19 protein-coding genes and 1 riboswitch are annotated in these 24,182 nt (G+C 62.8%); of the genes, 9 read left to right on the forward strand and 10 right to left on the reverse strand.

Annotated elements, in window-relative coordinates:
- A partial coding sequence (locus BM228_RS25865; protein WP_139234123.1) for an integrase core domain-containing protein occupies positions 1-309 on the forward strand: 309 nt, incomplete at its 5' end.
- 596 nt (positions 310-905) lie between these two features.
- Here the strand turns inward: BM228_RS25865 and BM228_RS25870 are convergent.
- The 3 genes from BM228_RS25870 to BM228_RS25875 all read right to left on the reverse strand — a co-directional run bounded on the left by BM228_RS25870 (position 906) and on the right by BM228_RS25875 (position 5,688).
- Positions 906-1,298 (reverse strand): hypothetical protein, encoded by a 393-nt coding sequence (locus BM228_RS25870; protein WP_139234206.1) that lies wholly within the window; start codon positions 1,296-1,298, stop codon positions 906-908.
- 98 nt (positions 1,299-1,396) lie between these two features.
- Positions 1,397-3,793, reverse strand: a complete 2,397-nt coding sequence (locus tag BM228_RS34085; protein ID WP_139234207.1) for a DEAD/DEAH box helicase family protein — start codon at positions 3,791-3,793, stop codon at positions 1,397-1,399.
- An 887-nt stretch (positions 3,794-4,680) separates the two neighbouring features.
- The gene (locus tag BM228_RS25875; RefSeq protein ID WP_167367827.1) at positions 4,681-5,688 is read right to left on the reverse strand and encodes a site-specific integrase; all 1,008 of its coding nucleotides are present in this window, start codon (positions 5,686-5,688) and stop codon (positions 4,681-4,683) included.
- Positions 5,689-5,844: 156 nt separating this feature from the next.
- Between BM228_RS25875 and BM228_RS34845 the strand changes: the two genes are divergently transcribed.
- The 4 genes from BM228_RS34845 to BM228_RS25890 are packed head-to-tail and all read left to right on the forward strand — an operon-like array spanning position 5,845 to position 9,443.
- Positions 5,845-5,997 carry a hypothetical protein gene (locus BM228_RS34845; protein WP_167367828.1) on the forward strand — a complete coding sequence of 51 codons (153 nt, stop codon included), beginning with the start codon at positions 5,845-5,847 and terminating at the stop codon, positions 5,995-5,997.
- Positions 5,994-7,277, forward strand: coding sequence for a chemotaxis protein (locus BM228_RS25880; RefSeq protein ID WP_092045084.1), 1,284 nt, complete (start codon positions 5,994-5,996; stop codon positions 7,275-7,277). The genes BM228_RS34845 and BM228_RS25880 overlap by 4 nt, the downstream gene beginning before the upstream one ends.
- The gene (locus BM228_RS25885; RefSeq protein WP_092045086.1) at positions 7,274-8,938 is read left to right on the forward strand and encodes a flagellar hook-length control protein FliK; all 1,665 of its coding nucleotides are present in this window, start codon (positions 7,274-7,276) and stop codon (positions 8,936-8,938) included. Before BM228_RS25880 ends, BM228_RS25885 begins: the two co-directional genes overlap by 4 nt.
- Positions 8,898-9,443 carry a transglycosylase SLT domain-containing protein gene (locus tag BM228_RS25890; protein ID WP_092045087.1) on the forward strand — a complete coding sequence of 182 codons (546 nt, stop codon included), beginning with the start codon at positions 8,898-8,900 and terminating at the stop codon, positions 9,441-9,443. Before BM228_RS25885 ends, BM228_RS25890 begins: the two co-directional genes overlap by 41 nt.
- 347 nt (positions 9,444-9,790) lie before the next feature.
- On the opposite strand, the gene BM228_RS25895 is transcribed toward BM228_RS25890, so the two are convergent.
- From BM228_RS25895 to BM228_RS25905, 3 genes are all read right to left on the reverse strand, one after another.
- A complete protein-coding gene (locus tag BM228_RS25895; RefSeq protein ID WP_092045089.1) occupies positions 9,791-10,219 on the reverse strand; it encodes a hypothetical protein in 429 nt (142 codons plus the stop codon).
- Positions 10,220-10,496: 277 nt separating this feature from the next.
- Positions 10,497-10,688: a hypothetical protein gene (locus tag BM228_RS25900; protein WP_092045091.1), complete on the reverse strand. Its 192-nt coding sequence runs from the start codon at positions 10,686-10,688 to the stop codon at positions 10,497-10,499.
- Between the two features lie 212 nt (positions 10,689-10,900).
- Complete coding sequence (locus BM228_RS25905) at positions 10,901-11,497, reverse strand: cell wall hydrolase (RefSeq protein WP_092045092.1); 597 nt, start codon at positions 11,495-11,497, stop codon at positions 10,901-10,903.
- Positions 11,498-11,912: 415 nt separating this feature from the next.
- A riboswitch (cobalamin riboswitch) is annotated at positions 11,913-12,112 on the forward strand.
- Between the two features lie 110 nt (positions 12,113-12,222).
- Between BM228_RS25905 and BM228_RS25910 the strand changes: the two genes are divergently transcribed.
- Positions 12,223-14,385: a TonB-dependent receptor gene (locus tag BM228_RS25910; RefSeq protein WP_425284998.1), complete on the forward strand. Its 2,163-nt coding sequence runs from the start codon at positions 12,223-12,225 to the stop codon at positions 14,383-14,385.
- A gap of 22 nt (positions 14,386-14,407) precedes the next feature.
- On the opposite strand, the gene BM228_RS25915 is transcribed toward BM228_RS25910, so the two are convergent.
- A complete protein-coding gene (locus BM228_RS25915) occupies positions 14,408-14,734 on the reverse strand; it encodes a DMT family transporter (protein ID WP_092045094.1) in 327 nt (108 codons plus the stop codon).
- A 332-nt stretch (positions 14,735-15,066) separates the two neighbouring features.
- Here BM228_RS25915 and BM228_RS25920 point away from each other — a divergent pair, with 332 nt between their 5' ends.
- Positions 15,067-16,296, forward strand: a complete 1,230-nt coding sequence (locus tag BM228_RS25920) for a serine hydrolase domain-containing protein (RefSeq protein WP_092045095.1) — start codon at positions 15,067-15,069, stop codon at positions 16,294-16,296.
- A gap of 395 nt (positions 16,297-16,691) precedes the next feature.
- On the opposite strand, the gene BM228_RS25925 is transcribed toward BM228_RS25920, so the two are convergent.
- Both BM228_RS25925 and BM228_RS25930 read right to left on the reverse strand, forming a co-directional pair.
- Positions 16,692-18,092: an HdeD family acid-resistance protein gene (locus BM228_RS25925; protein ID WP_092045097.1), complete on the reverse strand. Its 1,401-nt coding sequence runs from the start codon at positions 18,090-18,092 to the stop codon at positions 16,692-16,694.
- 212 nt (positions 18,093-18,304) lie between these two features.
- A complete protein-coding gene (locus BM228_RS25930) occupies positions 18,305-19,708 on the reverse strand; it encodes an omptin family outer membrane protease (protein ID WP_244537313.1) in 1,404 nt (467 codons plus the stop codon).
- A gap of 859 nt (positions 19,709-20,567) precedes the next feature.
- Between BM228_RS25930 and BM228_RS25935 the strand changes: the two genes are divergently transcribed.
- Positions 20,568-20,996: a Ros/MucR family transcriptional regulator gene (locus BM228_RS25935; protein WP_092045098.1), complete on the forward strand. Its 429-nt coding sequence runs from the start codon at positions 20,568-20,570 to the stop codon at positions 20,994-20,996.
- 207 nt (positions 20,997-21,203) lie between these two features.
- On the opposite strand, the gene BM228_RS25940 is transcribed toward BM228_RS25935, so the two are convergent.
- Positions 21,204-22,229 (reverse strand): helix-turn-helix domain-containing protein, encoded by a 1,026-nt coding sequence (locus BM228_RS25940; protein WP_092045100.1) that lies wholly within the window; start codon positions 22,227-22,229, stop codon positions 21,204-21,206.
- Between the two features lie 901 nt (positions 22,230-23,130).
- On the opposite strand from BM228_RS25940, the gene BM228_RS25945 reads away from it, so the two are divergent.
- Complete coding sequence (locus BM228_RS25945) at positions 23,131-24,045, forward strand: sugar kinase (protein WP_092045101.1); 915 nt, start codon at positions 23,131-23,133, stop codon at positions 24,043-24,045.
- Positions 24,046-24,182 lie beyond the last annotated feature (137 nt).

Below are 24,182 nucleotides of genomic sequence, written 5' to 3' on the forward strand. Positions count from 1 at the left end.
GGCGTCGGAGCCAAGACGGCTTACATCGCTCCAGGCTCACCATGGGAGAATGGCTACGTCGAAAGCTTCAACGCACGGATTCGTGACGAACTTCTAAACGGCGAAATCTTCTACACACTCAGGGAGGCGCAGATCGTGATCGAAAGCTGGAGGCGGCACTACAACACCGTACGCCCGCACGCCTCACTGGGATACCGGCCGCCGGCACCGGAAGTGTTCATGCCAGCCTTCACCGCTTGGCCGGCTGCGCTCGCCCGACCAGCTCCGCCGGCCAAGCTACCCGTGGTGGAGCGGCCAACCGTGCACTAACTTTAACCTTGGACCACCCCGTGGGGGCCGATCAGACGTGCTCTCCCTTTGGCCTACGGGACCATCAGGTTCGACATAGGGCTTTGGAGTAGGCGGCTGATCAATTAAAGCGGTGGCGGATGGTGCTGAGCCTGTAGGCGTCTTCTCCATCATACCCGAATTGGTAGGCGCTCCCGGTGTGATGGTGCGGATGGGTTGCCCCTTCGCATCAAGTCCGGTTCGTTCCTGCTTGGATAGGGGAACGACCGGTGATACCCGCTTTTCCTGTGCCACCTGCGGTCGAGGGCCATATCCGATCCATAGCGAAGTCAGAACGACCGATGCCACCGCAAGACCGGCGCTAAGGAACAGCGTGGATCGAAACATCATCACCCCTCGTTCGGATCGCACTTCCGCTGCCCAAGGGTCATGGCATATTCGGGGCATGGTGGAGGATAGGGCTGGAACTGCTCTGAGCCGTCAACGTCCACCTGTAATGGCTAGTTGCCCTTTCGCCACATCACAAAATTGCCCGCGAATTTAGAGCGCAAACCGTTCTCTATAACAGCAATATGAATTGGATGCGGGGCACCTTTGCCGCGATGCCCCTTAGCCTATCAAGCTGCCAAAGTCATCTTACAATCGTCCTCACGGCGATCGTCGGCGATGTATACGGTCAAGTTATTATAATCAGCACTTGCTTCGGCCTGGTCAATAGCTGAAAGGCACCGGCAATGCTGCAACGCCTCCACGATGGTAGTCTTATGATCCTCATAGATCTTTCCGTAGGTATCCATACTCCAGTCAAATTCGTTTAGAGCATCTTCGATAAAGCACATGATGTGCTTGTAATTGTCCGACTTATCACCCGCAGAGATCCGTGACCGAAATGAGGCCTCCTCAATACCCCTCAGCAGCATCTTACGCAGAACATAGCTATAATCGCTACTTGTTCCGTTGCGCGCTAGAAGGAAATCGGTGCGGATAAAATCGTAATTGGTGTCTATCATAGTCATAATGCCTTTTTGATTCGAAAATTTTCTTTGGTAGGTGGATCCGGCAGCTTTGCTGTCTTAGAAATTTCGGACCCCTGTTCGCTTTGATGAAATTAATGCTTCACTTTTTTCAAAAGATCTTGTACTTGCTTTCTCCTATCGTTGGGTGAAGTTGATTGAGTAGCGGCGTTCAAAAGGCGCCATTGGATTTCGTGATAAGGAATTTTTGCTTGTCTAAGGGCGATATAGAGGGTGAAGATACCCGCGTCACCGTTGCCTTTGGAACGGCCAAAAGTTTCCCATCGGTTTGTTGCTTCTACTATGATTAATTCCTGCTCCTGGGTAAGCGCAGCATCTTGATTATTGTAGTTGAACGGAGGAAGATCGTAGAAGTCATCATCGCCTTGAAACCATGAACGCTGATCTAGCCACGCATCTACGTTCAATGGCTCTTTCCCCTTCGTCAGATCGTGGAAGAACGATTCCTTGCCACTTTGCGTTTGACATGGAAGGATTGACAGCAGCGATGGATTAGGCCGGCAGTCGATACCATCAAAGGAACGATTGAAGCTTGCGCTTGGCTTTGCGTTCCGCTTGCCGTTGATCCAACCCTGATTTTTAAGACTATACCTTACCTCATGATAAATTGCAACACTTTCTTCGAAATACATCGGCCTATCTGTAGGAATATAGATCCTATAACGCGGCTCTTGCTTTGTGTGTCGAAACGTATTGAAGGCAACAAATTGGATATGAGGGAAAGCACGTTCGAATTGTTTGACCGTCATGTCCCCAAGCTCAATGTCGATCCATATTCCCCTGCACAAAGCTACATTCTTTGTGTGCCGCGTATTCTCTGATGATCTCCTTGGATCGAATAAGGCACCGGAAATACATGGGATGTCGTCTTTTGACTTGTACGAATTAGTTGATAACTGCTTCAACCAACTGACAAACCTTCTTTCGTTCATAGTTACATTCTGCGGCTCTTTATCAAAGTAATTATGGAAATAAGAACCGCGATAGTTACGGACAAAATTACCTATAGACCTTAAAGTACTTTTGTCCGATGTGTCATGGAACACGACATCCCGAAGAAATTCAGGTCCCAAATCACCGACGAAGTCGGCGCTCCGCGCTAACTGCTCTTTCTTCCGTTCCTCGTACTTATGCCTTCGGTTTTGATTACCGTTATAGACTTTTGGTCGTCCCACCTTCCGTTCTGGTAACGGAGTGAGACCCAGCGGCTTGATGACTGATCCTGGAAAGCGTTCTGACAACAGGTCCGCATCTCGCTTACAGGCTACCACCCATCGAGCTTCTTCACCAACATCCCCTTTCCGTATTGCAGTTCTCATAAAGGCTTGATACAGATTCAGGTTCATAGCCCGTTCCTGCATCTCTTTTTCGAACCACGCAACCTTGCTCAGAAAGTCAGATTGACCCGGATCATAATTATAAGCAGGTAAGATGATTGCGTGCCTGATGTGACTATAGGTATTCAGTCCAGCACATCCCGGAGGTAGCATAGGGCCTTCTTGTCTCAGGATGCTTGTTTCCTCGCGATCCTTGTTTTCAAGCCATAGGTAGGGCTCACCACGCATCAATTCGCGAGCCTTTTCCCATAACTCATTGTTCCCACTCTTCTCTAGTCGGTTGCGAAGCGCCTTGGAATTCCTGCCATCGTAACCGTAATAGATCTGAAGATTGGGGCTATGGTGGTGCTCACGTCGGATCACCGATGATGAAATTTCGCTATCTTCAATCCAGTTCACTCCTAGTCTTTTCCAATAATTAAAGGCTAGCGTGTCCTCGAAATTCGCAGATGCAAATGTTACCTGCTCAAATCCAAGAAATTTATCAGGTTTCCGCAATGAGTATATTGTGAGTTGACCCTCCTGTTTCCTCCCCTCAACAAGATCGGTGAATTGCTTTATCTTGACGTAACTATCGTAGTTCTCGTCAAGAAGGACCGACCCGAAATCGCGGACCAAAGCCCAAGCTGCATCATTATTCTTGTTTTCAACTACTGTTCGCAATCGGCCTGTATCAGTTACAGTAACACGCCCATATGTCGAGCCGGTACTTATTATCGCCATATGATCGGTGATAATCCCGTGGTTCTCTGGAAGGTTCACCGTGTTGGTTTCAAATACCGATATGTTTTCGTCAAAGAAGACTCGCCAACTAGCTTTCCGCGCGAAGTATGGAAGATAGTCGAAACACTGATGCGTGATTATTAGGATCTGGCCGTTAGGCTTGCACGTGTCGAGATAAGCCCTGACCCGATTGGTCACAGCACCTTCGCCGCCATCGTCCCTGTGGAACACATTAAGCTTACAGTTGTCGTCCTGTTCTTCTAATAATCGACGAACTTCTTCCGCCAGCACTAGCGTCGGAACGCAGATGGCTGTATTTCTTCCGGTTTTCGACCGGTGAATCGCGGCTCTGATTATAGAAAACGTTTTTCCTCCGCCAGCTATAGTACTGGCGTAATTAAGTGTGCTCAAAATGCTAGACTCTTATAAAAGGCAGCCCATTTCTTCGATTGAAATTCAAATCGAGTAGGATGCCGAATGAAATCTGTTCGCGCTATAGCTTGAACGGTGAATTTAATATTATAGTGCGGCACAACCGTCACGCCGAGACAGGCGTAAATGCAAGTTGACCGCAACAACCAAATGACAGCGGTAATGACTGAATTTAAGAGTTGATCACGTTTTTGAATGTATACTAAAGATATGATGCGTCAGTTGCTAAAGTATTGGTGATATTGCTTCTTTCAATTCGTCAATGTATCAGCCCTATTAATGCATGCATCGTCGCCCACCTACGATGAGGCGGCGCCCAGACAATCTTGATGTAAGGTGAAGATAACGCCCGCATACACTGCAGGGCGAACGCTGTTACCCCATCCCTTGGGTTTCAAACGTATGCCTTAAACGTAGGCCGCGGTCAAGCGCCATTTACCTTTGAGTAACCAGTTCCTGTCGCGATTCGCCGCTTCACGCAGTTTGGCCGTCAAGACACCTACGCCGATCAAACCAACATTATTGATAAATGTCGCATAACGGTCACACTCACTATCTAGGCGATGTGCTTAGGTTCAGTTGACGATCACATAAAGCTCTCGCACAATACGGTCCCTCGGTTGTCGTTCTGAAAATTCGCTCCTCTGTAATCGACGGTGAAACAGCGGTAGTTCAACCGTATATCGGGAGTTCGATCCTCTCCACCGGAACCTGAATGCCTCCGACTGGGGGAAAGTATTGCAAGGACTAATGGGTTTACATAACTCGTCTCAGTCGCTGCTGACGTTGCAGCTTGGTCTTAAATTCAAAGGAAATCCGGCATCAGCGACAAGAAATGTTTAATCATTTCTTGTCGCATGGCTGTTTTACGAATCCTTATTAAAGAGCATAGCGAGTTTGGCGGCAACATTTGCGGGCTTGATATGGGTATACCTTCTTAGCATTTGGTAGTCCCTGTGGCCCGAGATCATTGCAACCTCGGGAACGCTGAGGCCATATTCGAAATGTCGAGAAATGCCTTCATGTCGTAGATCATGCCATCGAAGGTTCCGAATCCCGGCGGCCTTTAGCAACTCTACCCACCAAGAATTTAGAGTGAAGTAATTTACAGTGATGATATTATTGTTGTTGTCAGTCCTTACTATTGATTTAATAATATTTATTGCCTTTGGAGTAAGTGGGATCGTCCTTGGGTATTCATTCTTTGTTTTCGGTATGTGGAGTGTTGATTGACTGAAATCAACATCTGTCCATTTAGCATTAAGAAGCTCCCCCTTTCTCATTGCTGTTTCGATTGCTAGCTCAATAATATGTAGCATAGACCTCCTGCCTCTCTGGCGATCACTTTCGACAATCCGGTTCCATTCTTCCTGTGAAATGCGTCGCTCTCTACTGTTTCTAACTTTTGGTTTCCGCGCACTCTTAAAAGCGTTTGTTGGCAGACGAATACCCCATTCGCCTTGGGCGGTAGTCATACAATGAGACCCAATAGAGAGTTCTCTTACAACCGTCGCAGGTTTCACGGATTTCAATCTCTGATCTCTGTAACGAGCGATATCACCCTCACACAAATCTTCGATACGGATGTTGTATATATCGGACCGCTGAAATCGTCTAAGTATTGAACATTCTCTACTATACCAAGGTCTCTTAGAAAGCACCTCTATATAGTACCGCTCCAGCAATGAACCTACAGTTTCCTGATTTGTGCAATCTTTATTGTGCGATACTGGATTGTTGTATTTTTCGACCTCGGTAGTCTTAGACCATATAGTTGCTTCGGTCTTTGTCTTAAATGTTCGCGTTACAGACTGCGATCCTTTGATGCGTATTTGCACCTGGAATTTTCCATTCCTTTTCCTGATCGTCGCCATCGTCATCCTCATTGTGCCCGTCATTGTGCCCGAACGCATGAATCAAAGGCTTCCGATAGGCTTCGATGGCGTTTGAACGACCGACAAACCATTGTTTTACAATGGCTTTTCCATCAACTAGCGTGAGGGAGACGCATAGCAGCGCGATTGCCTAGTATGGCCTCCTACATGCTGACGCGGGCCGGCATCGACGAGGCCCGGATCGCGCGGATCGAGGGCGCCGCCGACCGGATGCCGCGGAACACCGCGGATCCGAAGGCCCCCGAGAACCGCCGGATCGAGATTCTCCTGCAGGGCGCTCCCGGATGAGGCGGCTCACGCAGATCGCTCTCGGCGTACTTCTCGCCCTCTGTCCATACCCGGTCGCTGCAAACCCGGAGCCGCAGACGGCTGCGGAGGCGGCTCCGCAGGCGGCGGCGCCCCCGGCATCCGAAGCTTTGCCGACGACGGCCCCGACCGCCGACCTGAAGGACCGGAAGAGCGGTCCTGTCGAGTGGGTGCGCACGCTACAATTGCTGCAGGATCGGATCGCCGCAGGATCCCTGGCGGCGCATAAGAGCCAACCCATCCTGATAGCCCGGATCGAGGGCGATCTCCTGAATGCGGCGCCGGAGGTCTGGACCGATCGGCACAACGTGCAGGCGGCCATCGTCTTCGCCCTCAGCGGCGGCGGCCCGGCGATCCTGCGGCGCCTGACCAAGCAGGACAGCCCCGAAACGCCCGAGACGGATCTTGCACGCGGCGCGCTGGCCTATATCGACGGCCAGGAGGCCGAGGCAGGCCGCCTGCTCAGAAATGTCGACACGGCGGCCCTGCCGACGACGCTCGCCGGGGCGATCGCCCTCACGCAGGCCGCCCTCACGGTGACCGAGAACCCGGTCCGCGCGATCGCCCTCCTCGATCGGGTCCGGTTGCTGATGCCAGGAACCCTCGTCGAGGAAGGCGCGCTCCGGCGCGAGATCTTCGCCCTCGGGCAGGGCGGCGACCTAAAGAAATTCGAGGTCCTGGCGATCCAGTACCTGCGCCGGTTTCAGCACTCGATCTACGCGGGCAATTTCCGGCAGCGCTTCGCATACCAGCTGACACAGCTTGATTTCGGTCGGGATGAGACCCGTTTCGCGTCCTTCACCCGGATCATGAACGAACTCGCCCCCGAGAGTCGGCGGGACCTCTACCTGCTGATCGCCCGGACGGCGGTCCAGGCGGGCAAGACCAACGCGGCCCTCATGGCGTCCGATAAGGCGCTGGTGCTCTGCGCCCCGGAAAGCCCGGAGGCGACCCAGGCCCAGCTCTACCGCGCGGCCGCCGAGATCGTGACCTTGGCGACATTCCAGACGGCCCTGCGGAAGCTGCAGGCCGTCGACAGGGCCAAGCTACCCGCGCACGACGTCCAACTCCTCGACGCGGCTTTGTCGATGGCCGAGCAGATCGGACGCGGGCTGGCCCGCACGCCCGCGCAGCCGGATGCCGAGGCGTCGAAGCGCACGCAGGCTCAGACGGTAGCCGCCGACGAGCCCGGCAGCCTGATTCCCAAGGCCGAAGCCATGATCGGCCAGGTCGATCAACTCCTTCGGAAATCCAACCCATGAACCCGATCTCCGCAGCAGTTCAGAATCCCACGCCGAAGCCGGATCGCGAGGTCGGGCCGTCCAACGCCAACGGCGACACTCCGCAGCAGGGGCCGGGGTGCGAGAGCGCTTTCGGGTCGGTGCTGCGCGAAATCTCGGGTGGGCGTGCGTCGTCCCCGGCTGACACTGATGCCGTGAAGGGCAAGCCCGACGACGCAGACAGCGACGCTCCACCGGTGGCGGCGGAGGTTGTGGTCGCACCGGCACCCGCTGCGCCGGCAAGCTCTGCCGCGGCGATTCTGGCGAACCTCCTGAGCCTTGCCTTGCCGGCCCTCGCGGCCGCCGATTCCAAGGTTCCGGCGCCCGTCCAGGCTCGGTCGAACGAGGCGCCCGTTGCTTCCGCGGCCGAAAGCCTGTCGGCCTCCATGCTCGGGTCCACCGGAGCATCGGCCGGCACGTCTTCGGGATCTGCCTCGACGCCTATCAGGATCCCCCCCGGCGACGCGAAGGCGCATCCAGCATCAGCCCGCGATGCAGCACCCACCGATCGTGCAGCGGATGCGAAGGATATAGCCCCCGCAGACAGCGAAGCCCGCAAAGACAATCTCACGCGGGTAGGCACCGCAACGCGCGCTGAGGATGTTGCGCAGCCCGACAGCGCAACGCGCACGGAAGAGCCCCCGCGCGCGGATATCGCCGCCCGCACGGACATCACAAAGGTGCTCCAGACCGCCGCGGCGAAGATCGAGGTGCTCGGTCGCGCTGTTCATTTCAAGCCCGTCGTACCCGGTGGCCCGCCGGCGCCCGATGCCGCGCCGGCGGGCCAGACCAAGCCGGCCACCACCGAAGTCGGCGCCGAGATCGCCACAGCCACGCCGCAGATCGCCAAGCCCGAAATACCGACCCTGAACGCGGCGGCAGCGGCGCTGAAGCTCGCCCCCCAGATCCGGTCCGAGCCGGATCCGCGGCGCGCCGTGGCTGCAGCGTCCGATGGGGAGGGCGAGCAGCCGGCGGTGATCGCCCCCGCCCAGGGCCGCGCGGTGTCGGGCGTCGAACGGGCCGTCCTGGCCGCCGTCGGCGAGCGCGCGGAGGACTCTTCCGCGGCGTCGGCAGCGCCTCGGGACGGGAATGGGACCGCCACGAGCCTGCCCGCCGGATCCCTGCCGTTGATCGCCACGGCCATCCGGGAGGAGCTCCAACGCGCGACCGCGGCGGCGGCGCAGGGCTCGCTCCCAGCCGATCCGGGAGCCGGCGCCGTCCCGGCGGGGCCGCTGCGCACGCTCAAGATCCAGCTTCGGCCGGAGGAGCTGGGGGTCGTCACCGTGGAGATGCGGCTCTCGAACGGCCTGCTCGAAACGCATCTGCGCGCCTCGCAGCCGGAGACCGCCGCGCTCCTGCACAAGGACACGGCGATCCTCACCGACCTCCTGAGCAACAGCAGCTATCGGGCCGAGGTCAGCGTCGGGCAGGCGCGGTCGGCCGATGCCGGCGGCTCGGGCGGCTCCCAGCAACAGGCTTCCCAGCAGCAGGCCGCGTCGTCGTTCGCCGACGGCGGCGCGCGACCGGGCAACGAGGGCGCCAGACAGAGGCAGGACGCGCAGCGCCAAGCCACCACCACCCGACGCGAAGGAGAACGGACGGATGAAGCGGTACGTCCTCGTGACGGCGGCATTTATCTCTAGCGCCGTCCCGGCCACAGCGAATGTCTGCGAGGACGAGATGGGGCGCGCCTCCGCGCGCTACGGCGTGCCGCTGGGCGTGCTTTATGCCGTCGGCCTGACGGAGACCGGCAAGCGCGGCTCGCTGCAGCCCTATGCCATGAACATCGCCGGGACGGCCTATTTCGGGACGGGGCCGCGGGACGTGCTCGCCCGTTTCGCGGAGGCGCGCAGCAAGGGCGTGCGCCTGATCGATCTCGGCTGCATGCAGATCAACCACCATTACCACGGCGGCAAGTTCAACTCGGTCGAGGCCATGATCGACCCGCACGCGAACGTCCAGTACGCGACGCAATTCCTTCAGGAACTCAAGAAGCGGGAGGGCAGCTGGACCATGGCGGTGGCCCGCTACCATGCCGGACCGAACAACAATGCCGCGCAGAAGCAGTATATCTGCCGGGTCGTCGCCAACATGGTCGCGACGGGATTCGGCCAGTGGACCCCGGCGGCGACGCAGTTCTGCCGGTGATCCCCCGTCCGTCGAGGGGGGCCTCGGCCGCGCCGAATCGCGTTAAAAGCGGCCACGCCTTCGCCGGCGCCGGCTGCACGGCCTTATGCAGGACAGGGGCGGGAAACGGATTCTTCAGCGCCAACAGCGCAGATTACTGAACACGCTAGGCAGATGCCGCTGATTGGCCGCTCATACGTTGAGCCGGACGGCAGACGCCACCATCCTTCCGGGGCTGGGGGAGCATCATGAACGACGCGCCAGACCCGCCGGACAACCCTTTCGCGAAGACGCTGCTGCTGTTCGCCGTCACCGTCGCCGTCATCGCGGTCTCGGCCTACATCCTCATCCGGATGGATTGAAGTCCGTCACAAAGTCCGGCAGCTCCCGTAGCTCATCTTGATCTCGCTGCGGTCTTCCGGATTGAGCTGCGCCTCGACGAAGTTCAGCTTGTTGAGATCGATCAGAAGAAAATACACGCCGTTCTGGCATTTGATCGCATTGCGCGGCGTCCGCTCGTTCAGACGCGGCGAGGCCACCTGGCATTCGTAATAATCGGACCGTCCGGCGGAGATGACGGTCAGCAAGCCGCCGCTGGCGACCAGCGAGAAGGTCCGCGCCCGTTGCGGCTGCGATGGCGACTTCGCGCCTTCGGGGACAGGGACGGGGGCGGGGACCGGATCAAGCCGCACCGACACGTCCTCCGTACAGGTCATCGGGCGGCGCAACTGAGAGGCCGCCGGCACGAGGCTCAGCATGAGAACCGCGCCGGCGAGCGCTACCCGGTGGGCGATCATCGGCAGGAATTCCGTGATTCGTGGGTAGTTTCTACCGACAAGCTAAGGCTTTGTCCGTCGATGTAAATGTCGCACCCGCGGGCGGCGGAACCGATCAACAGTTTTGCCGCCGGTGGCGATGTCACTTCATCTGCCAGTACCGGTCAAGCCGGATCATTCGACAGCATCGGAGAGGCCTGGACCGAGGAATCGGCCTTCGCCGGATCAGCGCGAGAGCCGTCCTTGATGGGACGCGCTCGCTGACGCCGAACCGATATCCATGTCGGCGGCAAGCGCCCTAACCGTCCGGATCGTCGGGGTTGTCGTTCGCGGCGGTCTCCGCATCGCGGCGCAGGGCGATCTCCGCGCCGACCTCGATCAGCAGCAAGCGCGACAGGAGCTGCATGGTCGACGTGCCATGCACGAGCAGAAGTTCATGCGCCGCGATGGCTGCCTCCACCATGCGGCCGAAACCCTCATCCTCAGACATCGTCGCGCAAGAGCCGAGTTGAATGCGAGCATACAACTTTAAGATCTGGCTTCGGTTCGATACCCGCGGAGGAAATCGGGATCCCCGCGGCCTCGGACGCGCGATCCGAGGCCGGCCGACTGGCCCGGCGACCGTGCCGGGCCCTTTACGCGACAAGGGCATGCCGGACCGCGACCGGGCAGGGCTACGCGGATCCTGTGCCGTGACCGGCCCTATTGCGCCGCCGGCAGAGCCGGGATCGCCGCGTAGGTCGAGACCGTCGTGGGTAGCGCGGGGGAATTCGGCATTTCCTTTCGGGCCGCGCGGGAATCGCGCTTCTCATAGAAGGCATTGCCGCCGGCCACGGCCACGTAATGCATGTTCTTGTACGGGAAGTGATGGCCCGCCGTGTGGAAATACATCGCCTTCCCGACCTTTGGGTGCCGCTCGCCCGCCAGCACCGCATCGGCCGCGTCGGCGACCTTCTGCAGGTCGCGCTCCTGCATCGGCTTGGTGAGCACGCCGGGGGCGAACTGGCCGGGCTGGCCGACCACCGCGCAGATGCCGCCCGGGAAGATCGCGGCTTCCAGCCGGTTCATGACCACGGTGCCGACGGCGAGCAGGCCGCCCTGGTCGCTGCGGTTCGATTCGAAATACATGGCCCGGCCGAGACAGTCGCGCTCCTCATCGCTGACGACCAGGGCCGGCTTGCGGTCGGGGATCGATCCTGTGACCAGGGGTGAGGGCGTGGTGTTGCACGCTCCGAGGCCGCCGGCGAGCGCCAGGACGACCAGCCCGGATACGATCTTAGTCCTCTCGCTACCCTGCATGCATCAGCGCTCCGTCCTCCTGCAGCCGCGTTTCGGTGCGAGACGACCGCGCCATCGCAGTATCGCCTCCCGCCGTCGTTGTACGCGCCAAGCTTGAGTGCACGTTCGCGGCGAGGATGTGGCGAGCGTTTGCCCATGTCTCGCCGAGGGCGCCGGATCGCGGGAGCGGGCAGACGGCCCCATGGACCCGGCGTGCGCTCCCTCGGCCCGCGAGCGAAGCCCGCCGCCGGCTGGTCGGTCAGGCCGAAAACTCGTTTTTCGGCCGATCGTTAGCGTCATGACTGGATTGGGTGCCGTGGGAGCTCCGGCACCGGCCTGCGGACAATCGACCGGCGCGGTGAGGGGGCCCGGTGTCATCCGGGAGACACACTGGCCGCCAACCGGTGCCGGGGCGTTGACGGGCCCCGCGCCTTGGCTCGATGGTGGCCGCGACGGTTCCCTCCGGGGATCAAAAGGGAACGCGGTGAGGGGGTTTGCCCCCGAAGCCGCGGCTGCCCCCGCAACTGTAAGCGGTGAGCCTTCTCGTCACCACGTCACTGGGCTCCCTCGCCCGGGAAGACGACGGGAGGGCGACGACCCGTGAGCCAGGAGACCTGCCGTCAGCCGTGGTCACACGCGAAACGCGCTGGGCGGGGTGTCCTGGCGGGTGTCGGGACGCCCGTGCGCGAGCGCGGTCGGCGCGGCTTCATTCGCGGTGACGTGCCACTGCCGTCGCCCGAGGTCCCGTGTCCCGACCTGTCCCACGCTCCACGCTCTTGAACCTGTCCGCGCTGACGGTCCTCGGCCTCGCGGGCCTGCCTGCCGCGGCCTCTGCCCAGGATGGATCCCGGCCGAGCCCGGCCGCCGAGGCGACGCTGGACGAGATCTCGGTCACCGCCGAGCCGTCCGCGCCTCCGCGGGGTAGGGCCGCAGCCAGTGCAGGCTATGTCGGCGGTGTGACCGGCATCGGTGGCCCGCTCTTGACCGTGGATTCCGCCAGCGCCGGATTCATCACGGGCGCCCAGCTCAACAGCCGGCCGGTGACGCGCCCCGGCGAGGTGCTGGAAGAGGTTCCGGGCCTGATCGTCACGCAGCACAGCGGGGAGGGGAAGGCCAACCAGTTCTTCCTGCGCGGCTTCAACCTCGATCACGGCACCGACATCGCCCTGTTCCTGGACGGGATGCCGCTCAACATGCGCACCCACGCCCACGGCCAGGGCTACGCCGACATCAACTTCCTGATCCCGGAACTCGTCGGCGCGGTGGAGTTCCACAAGGGGCCGTACTTCGTGCGCGACGGCGACTTCGCCTCCGCCGGCTCGGTGCGGATCGACTATCTCGACACCGTCGCCAAGAACCTCGCGCTCACCTCCATCGGCAGCTTCGGCTACAAGCGCGCCCTCAGCATCGCCTCGACCCCGCTCGGCGACGGCAACCTTTTGGTTGCGGCCGACGCGCAGGTCTATGACGGGCCCTGGGTGGTCCCGGACGCCCTGCGCAAGATCAGCACCGTCGCCCGCTACAGCCAGGGCACGGCGCTGGACGGCTTCTCGGTCACCGGCATGGCCTATGCGAGCCGCTGGACCGCCACCAACCAGATCCCCGAGCGGGCGGTCGCGCAGGGGCTGATCGGCCGCTACGGCACGCTCAACCCCACGGATGGCGGCGATACGAGCCGCTTCTCGCTGTCCGGCCGCTTCAGCAGCACCGACGACACGGGGGTGACCCGGGCCTCGGCCTACGTGATCCGCTCGCAGCTCAACCTGTTCAACGACTTCACGTATGTCCTCAACGACCCGGTCAATGGCGACCAGTTCCACCAGCTCGACCAGCGCATCATCGGCGGCGGCGAGGCCCTGCACATCTTCCAGGGCGACCTGTTCGGGCGCCCGATGGAGAACGAGATCGGCGTGCAGACCCGGACCGACAGCATCCGGGTCGGGCTGTTCAACACCACGAACCGGCAATACCGCTCGGGCGTGCTCGACGACCGGGTGCTGGAGACCAGCGGCGCCTTCTATTTCGACAACCGGGTGCGCTGGACCGACTGGCTGCGCACCAGCCTCGGCTTCCGCGCCGACGGCTACGCCGCCCGCGTCGTCTCGGACACGCCGGCCAATTCCGGCCGGGCGCGCGACGGGATCGTCAACCCGAAGCTCGGCCTGACCCTCGGGCCCTGGTTCGATACCGAGCTCTACGTGAATTACGGCGGCGGCTTCCACTCGAACGACGTGCGCGGGGTGACTGCCACAATCGATCCGGCGAGCCCCCTGTTCAACATCGCCCGCGCGCCGTTCCTTGTGCCCTCGACCGGCTACGAGGTCGGGCTGCGCAACCGCTCGATCGCCGGGCTGGAGACGAGCCTCGCCCTGTTCCGGCTCGACTTCGCGTCCGAAAACCTGTTCCAGGGCGATACCGGCACCACGGAGCCGAGCCGCCCGACCCGACGCTTCGGCGTCGAGTGGACCAACCGCTACGCGGTGACCCCGTTTCTCTCGCTGGAAGGCGACCTGACGATCACCAATGCCCGGTTCTCGGACTTCGATCCGGTGGGAAACCGGGTGCCGGAGGCGCCCACCACCATCGCGTCGGCGGGCGTCACCTTCGGCGAGCCGCTCGGCTGGTTCGGCTCCCTGCGGTTCCGGTATTTCGGGCCGCGCCCCCTGATCGAGGACAACACGATCCGCTCGCGCCCGACCGCCCTGTTCAACTGCCGGGTCGGCTACGCCTTCGAGAACGGGGTGAGCGTCTCCCTCGACGTGCTGAACCTGACCAACAGCCGATCCGACCAGATCACCTACGCCTACGTCTCGCGCCTGCCCGGGGAACCGGCCGAGGGCCTGATCGACCGCGTGTTCCACCCGGTGGAGCCCACGGCCGTGCGCCTCACCATCGCGGGCCGCTTCTGAGCATGCCAGAGCCGGGGCCGGCTCAGTGCTGGCCCTGTCCGGACGCCAGGATGGCGACGCCCACCGCGATGATCGCGATCCCCACCAGCATGGTCGGGCTGATCGGCTCGCCGTACAGCCACGCGCCGCCCAGCGCCGCGCCGATCATGCCGACCCCGGACCAGATCGCGTAGACCACCCCGATCGGCAGCATGTCCATGCTGCTCGACATCAGCCACAGGGCGGTGCCGTAGCCGATGGCCACGATCAAGGTCGGCCCCGGCCGGGTCAGCCCGTCGGCGGCTTTCAGCGCCAGGGTGGCGGTGACCTCCGCGCCGATCGCGAGCCCGAGGATCAGGAAAGGGTTCATCGCGCGGAAGACCTTGTGTGCAGGAACGGAGACAGCTTCAAGTGAAACCCGGATCTTCGGGTCAGCATAGACGGTGAGGCAAGGACGGTGGGCTGCCGTTTGTACGCAGGCGCCGCCTCCCGTAAGATGCCACCAGACTTCGACGGCCCTTTTCCGCCGAATCCATGAATATTTTCGAATCCCCCGGGCCGGGCTCGCGCGGCTGAAGCTTGAATTCAACGTCCGGCCGGGTTGGCCCTTCGTTAACGCCTCCTCATCATGGTCGCCGCGCGTGCCGAGGCCCCGGTCGACGGCACCACGACAGTCACGATCCAGAGCGATACCGATCCACCATGACTTCGTCGCCTGCGATCCCGGAGCCGTCGGCCCGCCCCCGTCCGGGACGCCGGCGGGGCGCGCGCTGGGGCGTGATCGCGGCGGCCGGCGGTGTCGTGGCGGCGGCCTGCGCCTGGACCGCCACGGCGCTGATCAACGTCCCCAACCCGGTCACCCTGGCGGCCTTGGCTGTCATCGAGCCCTCCGCGATCGGACCGTGGTTCCCGAGCCGCGTGGTGCAGGCGCCCGAACAGGCCCGCGACCTGGCCTTCCGGCCGAGCCCGATCCTGGAGCGCGTCCCCTGGAAGGGGAAGACGGTCCCGCTCGCCACGATGCTGGCTGAGACGCACACCAACGCCTTCCTGGTGGTGCAGGACGGAATCCTGATCCACGAATGGCAGCGCCCCGGGACCGGCCCGGCGACCCTGTTCCCCTCCTGGTCGGTGGCGAAGTCGATCGTGTCGCTGCTGGTCGGCGCCGCGGTGGCGCGCGGCAAGCTCGCGGAGACCGACCGGGTCTCGGCCCTGCTGCCCGAGCTGCGCAACGGCGCGGTGTTTAGCCAGATCACCGTGCGGGACCTACTCGACATGACGAGCGGGATCGCCGTGCCGGAGAATTACGACCCCCAGCATCCGCTCACCGGCACCGCCGGGATGTACCTGACCCGGGACATCACCGCCTTCGTGCGCGACAACGCCCATCTGGCGTTCAAGCCCGGCAGCCAGGGCCGCTACCGCAGCATCGACACCGAGCTGCTCGGCCTGATCCTGGCGCGGGTCGAGGGCAAGCCGCTGGCGGACCTGCTCTCGGAGCGGATCTGGAAGCCGATGGGCGCCCAGGCGGACGCGACCTGGAACCTCGACCGGGCCGGGGGAATCGAGAAGGCGTTCTGCTGCATCAACGCCACGCCCCGCGACTTCGCCCGCTTAGGCCTGCTGGTCGCCGATCAGGGCCGTGCCGGGCAGAACCGCATCATCCCGGCCCGCTGGATCGACCGGATCGAGACGCCGGCCCGCCGGGATGTCGATGGCTGGCAGTATTCGGCGCAATGGTGGCACGCCCCCGGGGGCGACGAGAGCGACATCTCGGCGATCGGCGTCTACGGCCAGTATGTCTACGTCAACCGCGAGACCGGCACCGTGATCGTGAAGCTCAGCGACCACGGCGCCGAGCAGGACGAGGTCGACACCCTGTCGGTCATGCAGGCCATCGCCAGCGACCGCGCCGCCCACCGCACGGCCCGCTGACCCGGGCGCGCCTGACAGACTCAAACATCTCCGGATGCGGCGCGGGTCCCCTCTCTGGTGCGGGCGACCGGATTTACAGAATGCGGTCCGGATGGTTCTCGGCTGCAAGAGAACTCTGTCCGAGGCAAGCAAGCGCTCTCCCTCCCCCCTCTGCGGGGGAGGGTGGCCCCCGAAGGGGGTCGGGAGAGGGGAGCGACGGTGCAGAACAGGGCTCTGCCCGTCATGCCGGTCGCGCCTCTCCTGAACCCGGGTTCCCCTCTCCCGACCCCTGCGGACGCAGGGGCCACCCTCCCCCGCAGAGGGGGGAGGGAGGCGCGCTTGGGGGTAGCCTTCGCCCTCATCCGGAAACGCCATGCGGCCGCCGCAGACGACGGCCGGGAGGGCAGGGAGGCCGTTCAGGCCTCGGTTGGGCCCGCGCCCGAGACGGGCCGGCGCCGGACGAGCTGGTACAGCCGGGTCAGTGACCCGGCCCGTCCGTTGCGGATGAACCGCCGGCCGACATTGGCCCAGGCGATCGACGTCACCGGCGAGGCCGGATCGACCAGGGCGCTGAGCGCCCGCGTATAATCGAGCACCAGCCCGGGGGTCCAGGTCATGGACCGGGCGCCGTTCCGCAGCAGGGCGGCGGCCCAGAATTCCGGGCTGGTCAGCGCGTTGGCGAGGTTCCGCCACGGATGCCCATCGCGGCTGAACGCGCCCTCCACCGCCACGTCCAGGGCGCGGGCGACCGTGGTCGAGCAGTTGCGGCTGATGAAATTGTAGGTGGTATCGCCGCAATAGGACTCCCAGAACGCCCGCAGCCGAGCGCCGTCGACCCCGTTCAGCGTGACCGCCACCGTGGCCTCGCACCAATCCGCGACCTCCTCCCGATGGGACGGCAGGAACCGGCCTGGGACGTCGTTCTCGGGCCCGGCGCGCAGGCTCGACCGGAGGTTGGCGGGGGAGCGATCGATCTCCACCGCGGGGTAGTGGCTGATATAGAGGTCGCCCCCCAGTTCCAGGGCGGCGTGGCCGGTGGAATACCGCCCCGCCACATCGACGGAGGCAACGTAGCGCCGGACCAGCCGCTGCGTGGCAGGCGTGGTCGCCTGGCCGGTCGGGGTCCAGACATAGACCGTCAGGCTGTCCGAGCCCGGGTCCGGCGTCCCCTCCGGCATGGGCTCGGACACCGTCTGACGCGTGCGCAGGCCCGCCAGGGCCAGCCGCCCGCCGTTGATGATCAGGAACATCCCGATGCAGTAGCCCACAGTGCCGACATACCAGGTCGGCCAAGGCTGGAGGTGGAACACCCCGAAGGCGACGCCCAGCGCGCCGAGCGCCACCGAGGTCCGCCATTCGGGAAACTTCAGCAGGTAGGCGAGGACGATCCGGATCGCGCCGTCGACCAGGAAGGCGGTGCCGAACAGCATCGCCAGCAGGAAGAAGCTCGAGGCCGAGGCCATCATGATCAGGATGGCGGCCCCGGACAGGAACAGGCCCTTGAAGATCCGCAGCCGCCGGGCCGCCCCCGCGGCGATCAGGCCGGCAGCGAGCGAGCCGAGTCCGTCCAGGAGTAGGAGCAGGCCGAACCAGCGTTCCGGGATGTGGACCGCCCCCGCGAAGGCATCGATCATCACGGCCACGCCCAGCAGGGCCAGGGCCACGCCGGCGGCCAGGATCAGGGTCGCGTGGCGGCGGACCGCCTCGCCCCCGACCAGCACCTGCCAGAGCGGCGCCATCCGGGCGTAACCCTCCCGGATCGGACGCTGCGGATCGGGGCCGTCATGCCGGAGCGGCAGGGAGGGGAGATGGGACATGACCGGTCGTCTTCGGAAGCACAGGTGCGGCCCGCACCTTCCACGAGTCGCCTGAGGACTCTGTTAATGGAATCGCCGCCGGCGCGCCTCCCAGCGTGGTATCCACCAAGCACATTCGGCTCCGCCGAGCCACCCGATGGGATGGGACCTTGGGAGCGGCGTCGGTTTCACCCGAACCGGCTGCCGCTCCCAAGCCTACGACTCGGCGCAGATCAGTTCTTGCGCACGAGAACCGACGGAACATCCGATCCGCCGAGTCCCAGATCCGACAGCTTGTAGGAGATCTGCGCGAAGGCGCCGTAGCGATCGGTCTCGAACTTGGTCGGGCTGACCGGATTAAACGGGAATTTTGTGCGGCCCGAACCCGTCTGCATCCGCCAGTAGCGGCCGCCAACACCGACGCTGACAGCCGGCGTCAGGTCGTACGAGAGGATGCCCTCGGCGAAATAGCCATCCCCGTTGCCCCGCTGTGGAAGCGGGTTGATGATGGGCCGGAGCCAGTGGCGGTCGACGCCGGTCGCGGCGACCACGGGCAGATAGGCGCCTTCCAGGCTGACCTTGAACCGATCGAACCGCGCCGCACCGATGAGGCCGATGCGCAGCGCATTCCAGCGCAGGTTCTCGGTCAGGACCTTGATAGTGTCCGGCACGGCACCGCGGCCTGCACAGATGTCCCCTCCAGCCACCTGGGTGCAGCCATAGCCGTTGGCCAGTTCGGCGTCGTACTGGTAGCCGACGAACCCGCCTAGGCTGAAGCCGTCCCGGCGGAGCGCCGTGTAGCCGAGATCGATGGCACCGTAGCTGATGTCGCCGTCTTTGATCGGCGAGAGGGTCTTCGAATAGGGGATTTCGAGAGGTGGGAAATCCTCGTCGTAGAGGTGGCCGGAGGTGGTGCCGCCCGATCCGAGAAAGCCCTTCGCGAACAAGCCCGTCGGGTTGTGATCAATCCGGGCGAAGCTCTCGCCGGCATGGGCCTCCGTGTTCTGGTAGGTCAACCGGGAATTGACTTGGCCGCGCGTGTACGGGTCGCCCAGCGTGTAGCGCGGGCCACCGGAACTGTAGAAGTAGCGCAGGCCGCCCTCGAACCCCCAGATTCCAGCCCCCGCAGAGGCAACGGCGAACCGCGGAACCTGCACTCCATCGCCGAACCGGTAATTGAGGCCGACCCGGGTCAGGAACCCGTCCGTGGTAGCGCGCGTGCCGATGCGATAACGGGTCGTGTCGTCGAAGACCGCGCGGCTGCCGAGATCGTAGTACAATCCCTCGATCTTGGCCGAGAGATGCTGGCTGAAGGCATATTCGACGCCACCACCGACCACGTAGCCGAGGCGGATATCACCGCGACGGGCGCCGAACCTGGGACCAAAGAGACCGCGAAGAGTTTGCGTCGTGTCGACGCGAACGTTGCCGACCGCGAGGCCTCCGGTGGCGTAGACCAGCGTCTGGCCGGCGGCGAGACCCGCCTTCCCGCGCAGGGTCGTGAGATTATCCAGCCGCTGCCCGGCATGCGCGGTGCTGAACCGGTAGCCCCCCCCCCCCGCCGACGGCCGGGAAAGTCCCTTCGCGGGACCCGTAATCCCAGAGGCGGGTGAATTGATAATCCGCCGCGCCGCCAACGAGCAGGTGCGCCCCGAACAACCTGTTGTAGCCGATCTCGCCACCCGCGATGAACGCGCCATCGCTTCCCTTCCGGGTCTCGATGATCGGGCAGCTATTCGCGCCGCGTTTCCCGTTCGGCCCGATGCAATCGAACCGCGTCGCGCTATCCAGGCCTCCGTACCCCGCGAACAAGCCGCTGTAGAATCCGGATCAACCGGGCACGGATACGCCTCCCGATTCGATGATCGATTTCTTGAGAAAATCCGCAGAATACGAGTTATTTAACATTCAGCTTCTATGATCGCAGCAAAGATCAGTATCTTCATTGCACGATCCGATTTTTATGGCTCTATCTGATCCATACTCGATCAAATCGTCACGTATCGCCAAGATGGATATTGAGCAAACTAGAATTTTTATATTTTTTGACAAACCATCTCAGATATCATGATCGATAGCACATAAATATTTACAGCAGTGATTGAAAAATCCATGCCGTGATGTTTCTCGGCTCACAACAGTCCATTCCATTGTCCAACAGACTTGATCGTCGGCGAACGATGCGCACGCACAGCGGCCGGGACTGCGGCAAATGGGAAACAACGCGCCTTCGCACGGCGTCGACCTTCGCGAATGAGCAATAATTGCCATGAGCCGAAGGATGGGCAACCTCGTGTTGAGATGGTGGAACAAAAAACGCTCAAAGACTATTCAAGGTAAACCCTAGACAATTCGTCGCAATTTTGTATTGTTAGTCGCCAATTTTGGCGGGGTATCAGCAGTCCGGCGGCATTTAGACCGGGACGATCCGGTAAAATTATCGGTATCTTCTGCGATAGAACTTGATACGTCGCGGCAACCTGAAGCGAGGGGAATATGAACACGATCGAAATCGACACCAATACTCAGGAACCGAACTACGACCTGATCAAATGCACGGCGTCACTGGTCGCCGCTTATGTATCGCGCAACGCCGTCGGTGTTGAAGTGCTGCCGGCTCTGATCGATCAGGTCCACACGGCCATCTCGGTGCTTCAGGGCAGCACCGCCGGCTCGACCTCGGCCTGGACCGGCCCGACGGCCGCGCAGATCGAGGCCTCGATCGGCCAGGACGGCCTGATCAGCTTCATCGACGGGCGGCCCTACAAGACGCTCAAGCGGCACCTCACCGCCCACGGCCTCACGCCCGAGCGGTACCGCGCCAAGTTCGGCCTGCCGGCCGACTACCCGATGGTCGCCCCGAGCTACGCCGAGCGGCGCTCGCAGATCGCCAAGGCGATCCAGCTCGGCCACAAGGTCGGCTGAGTGCGCGCGCGCGTCCCGCCGCGGACCGGCTCCCGGTTTGGGCCAACCGGGCCGATCCGCGCGGGACGCGCGCCGTGACGGTTCCACATGCTGCGGCGTGAACCAAGGCACGCCCAGCTTGTCGATCGCAGCAGTCTTCGCGGCCGAGTTCGGCGCTCCCGAAGTCGCCCAGCCGGCGAACTCGGGGCCGCCCGGAGCCGGCTTCGCTCAGCCCTTGGCCACTGCCAGCGTGCCGTCGTCCATCAGGATGAAGCGGATGCCGGCCCGGCGCAGGGACGCGACGGCCTGAAGTAAGGAGCGGCTCCCGCGATGCTCGCTACCCTCTTCCAGGCGCCGCACGGTGGAATGCGACAGGCCGCTCGCCTGGGCCAAGTCCATCATCGACCAGTCCAGCAGGGCCCGGGCCGCGCGCAGATGATGGCCGCTCACAGCTTGGTCGAGACCTTCGTTGAGCGCCGCCGAGATCGGCATGGGGCTCCGGACCGGGCATTTCAGGCCGCAGCGTCCGAGATAGGTGCCATCCGGATCCCGGACGGGCATCGAGACGATCCTGAAATGCCACAGCTCGCCGTTGGCGAGGCGCTCGTGGGCCGTGCCCTGAAAGAATTGCTGCGTCTCGAACTGCGCCTGGGCCGCCTCCTGGAAGGCGCCCCGTTCCTCGGGAACGATCATGAGATACGGGTTGGTGCAGATCTCCTCATAGGGAAGCCCATGCACCTGCGCCACCTCGAAGGGGATTTCGAAGCGGTTATCGAGCCCGATCGAGAAGCACGTGATATGCTCCGTGAGATACAGAGCGCCCCGCCGCCGCCGCTCCAGCTGACGCATCTGCGCCAGCTGCTCCCGGTCGGTGACATCGAGCGCCGTGCCGTTCACGGCCACGGGCCGGCCATCCCCGGAGAAGCGCGCCTCCATCACCAGCGAGAGCACGCGCATCGTGCCGTTCGGGCGAATCACCCGAACGATCGTCTCACGGGGCACGTGGCCCTGCCGGACTTCGCCGAGCGATGGCAACAGGTGCCGATCTTCCGGATGGACCAGGCTCAGGAGCAGGTCGTAATTCGCCTTCGCGGCATTCGGAACGAGACCCAGGAGGCGGAAGAACCCCGGCGACCAGATCTGTTCGCCACCCGCGAGCACCCAGCTCCAGGCCCCGCTCAACCCCCGGCTCTCGGTGATCGTCAGAAATTCCCCGGAGGAAAAGGTCAGTGCGCTGAGGGCGGAATGAAACATCTCAGAGCATCCCGAACGTAGTCTTGCCCGCGGCCATCGATCCAGACGCATCCCGGGTGGGCCGCTTCGGCCGAACCTGTCGTCTGAGACGCGGCGCCGAAGCGAAAGCATCGCGCAGAGGCCTTCCACGGCGCCCGCAAAGCCGCGCCATGGACTCTAAGGCACCCGCAACGCCCAGCCTTCGCGCGGCGTAGCGGCGCCGCTCTCCCGCACACGCCATCGAGACCCGCCCGGTGGCGACGGATGCGATGCTCCGGCGTGTGGTGTGATGCGCAAGAATCGGGGCCATCCCTGTATAAGTCGATACCCACCGGCATCATTCGGACATCGCGGCGAAGATAATATGGGCGTCGGTCCTCTGAATCACCCCCTCTGGAGGTAGATCGGATATGCAAAAATCTCGTCTTTTATCGCACGAGATCGATAAAAATTTCGCAAATGCTCTTACACTAAATAATTTTCGCGCATCGAACGTTATGAATCGGCAGAATATCACACCGTGACACATACGGATTGATGTCACTCTAAAATAAAACATACGTTACGCAGAAAACATCACGCAGATGGCGGATACCGATCTATTTTCTGCTGTAATTTGAAATTTCATGTCACGCACGGCACATGAATAATCACAGCATCTGATAATCGACGGCGAGACAAGGGTCCGTCCATCTGGATCCGCGTCCTGAACGATGCGGCTCGCGGCAGGCTCCCCGACGCGCGGGAGGGGAGACCTAGCCGGATCCTGGACAGGATCGGCGGGAAGGGCGCACGGTCGGTTCGGGACGGCTATGCCCGGGAAGATCCGCGGCCCGAATATGAAACCACGCGATTGACATCCCTTGCCCAACGAGGCCCGTCCGTCGCGGGGCCGGTCAGCGGCCCGCACGGGAGAAGCCGCATGAGGGTCGCCTGCGTCGGCGAGTGCATGGTCGAGCTGTCGGAGCGGCCGGATGGGAGCCTCGTCCGGGGTTTTGGCGGCGATACGCTGAACACCGCCCTCTATCTCGCCCGCCTCGGCGTGCCGGTGGATTACGTGACGGCGCTGGGGGACGATCCCTGGAGCGACGCGATGGTGGCGGCCTGGGGCGGCGAGGGCATCGGCCTCGGCCGGATCCGTCGGCTGCCGGACCGGATGCCGGGGCTGTACATCATCCGCACTGATGACGCGGGCGAGCGCAGCTTTCATTACTGGCGCGACAGCGCCGCCGCCCGGGACCTGTTCTCCGAGCCGGGTGCCCCAAAGACGCGCGCCGCCCTGGAGGCCGACGACCTCGTCTACGTCTCCGGCATCAGCCTGTCGCTCTACGGCGAGGCCGGCCGCGCGGCGCTCGCCGAGACCCTGGCGGCCCTGCGTGCCCGGGGTGGCCGGGTCGCGTTCGACACGAATTACCGGCCCCGCGGCTGGCCGGACCGGGAGGTGGCCCGCACCACGTTCCGCGCGGCTCTGGCTCTGGCGGATTTGATCTTCGCCTCGGTGGAGGATCTGGACTGGCTGTTCGGCGCGGCCGGCGAGAACGAGGTGCTGCGCCATCGCGGCCGCGCCGAGATCGTGCTCAAGACCTCGGACGATTCGATCCCGGTCGCGCGGGTGCTGCACGGGGCGAGCGAGACCGCCGTTCCGGCCGGCCCGGTGGCGCGGGTGGTCGATACCACCGCCGCCGGTGACAGTTTTGCGGCGGGCTACATCGCGGCCCGCATCGCCGGGCTGAGCCCCGAGGCCGCCGCCGTCGAGGCGCACCGCCTGGCGGGCACCGTGATCGGGCATCGCGGCGCCGTGATCCCCCGGGAGGCGATGCCGGCCCTGGCGTTCTGAGTCCTGGGTTCCCAAAGGGCTCAGCCCTTTGGCGGGGTTTGGGGGCGGAGCCCCCGAGAACATCCATCGATCGGGGCGCCGCCCTTGAGGCGGACAAGCGCAGCCGCTACCTGTGCCCTCGGGGGATCGACCGCCCC

It is taken from the genome of Methylobacterium pseudosasicola, from assembly GCF_900114535.1.
GTDB classification, from domain to species: domain Bacteria; phylum Pseudomonadota; class Alphaproteobacteria; order Rhizobiales; family Beijerinckiaceae; genus Methylobacterium; species Methylobacterium pseudosasicola.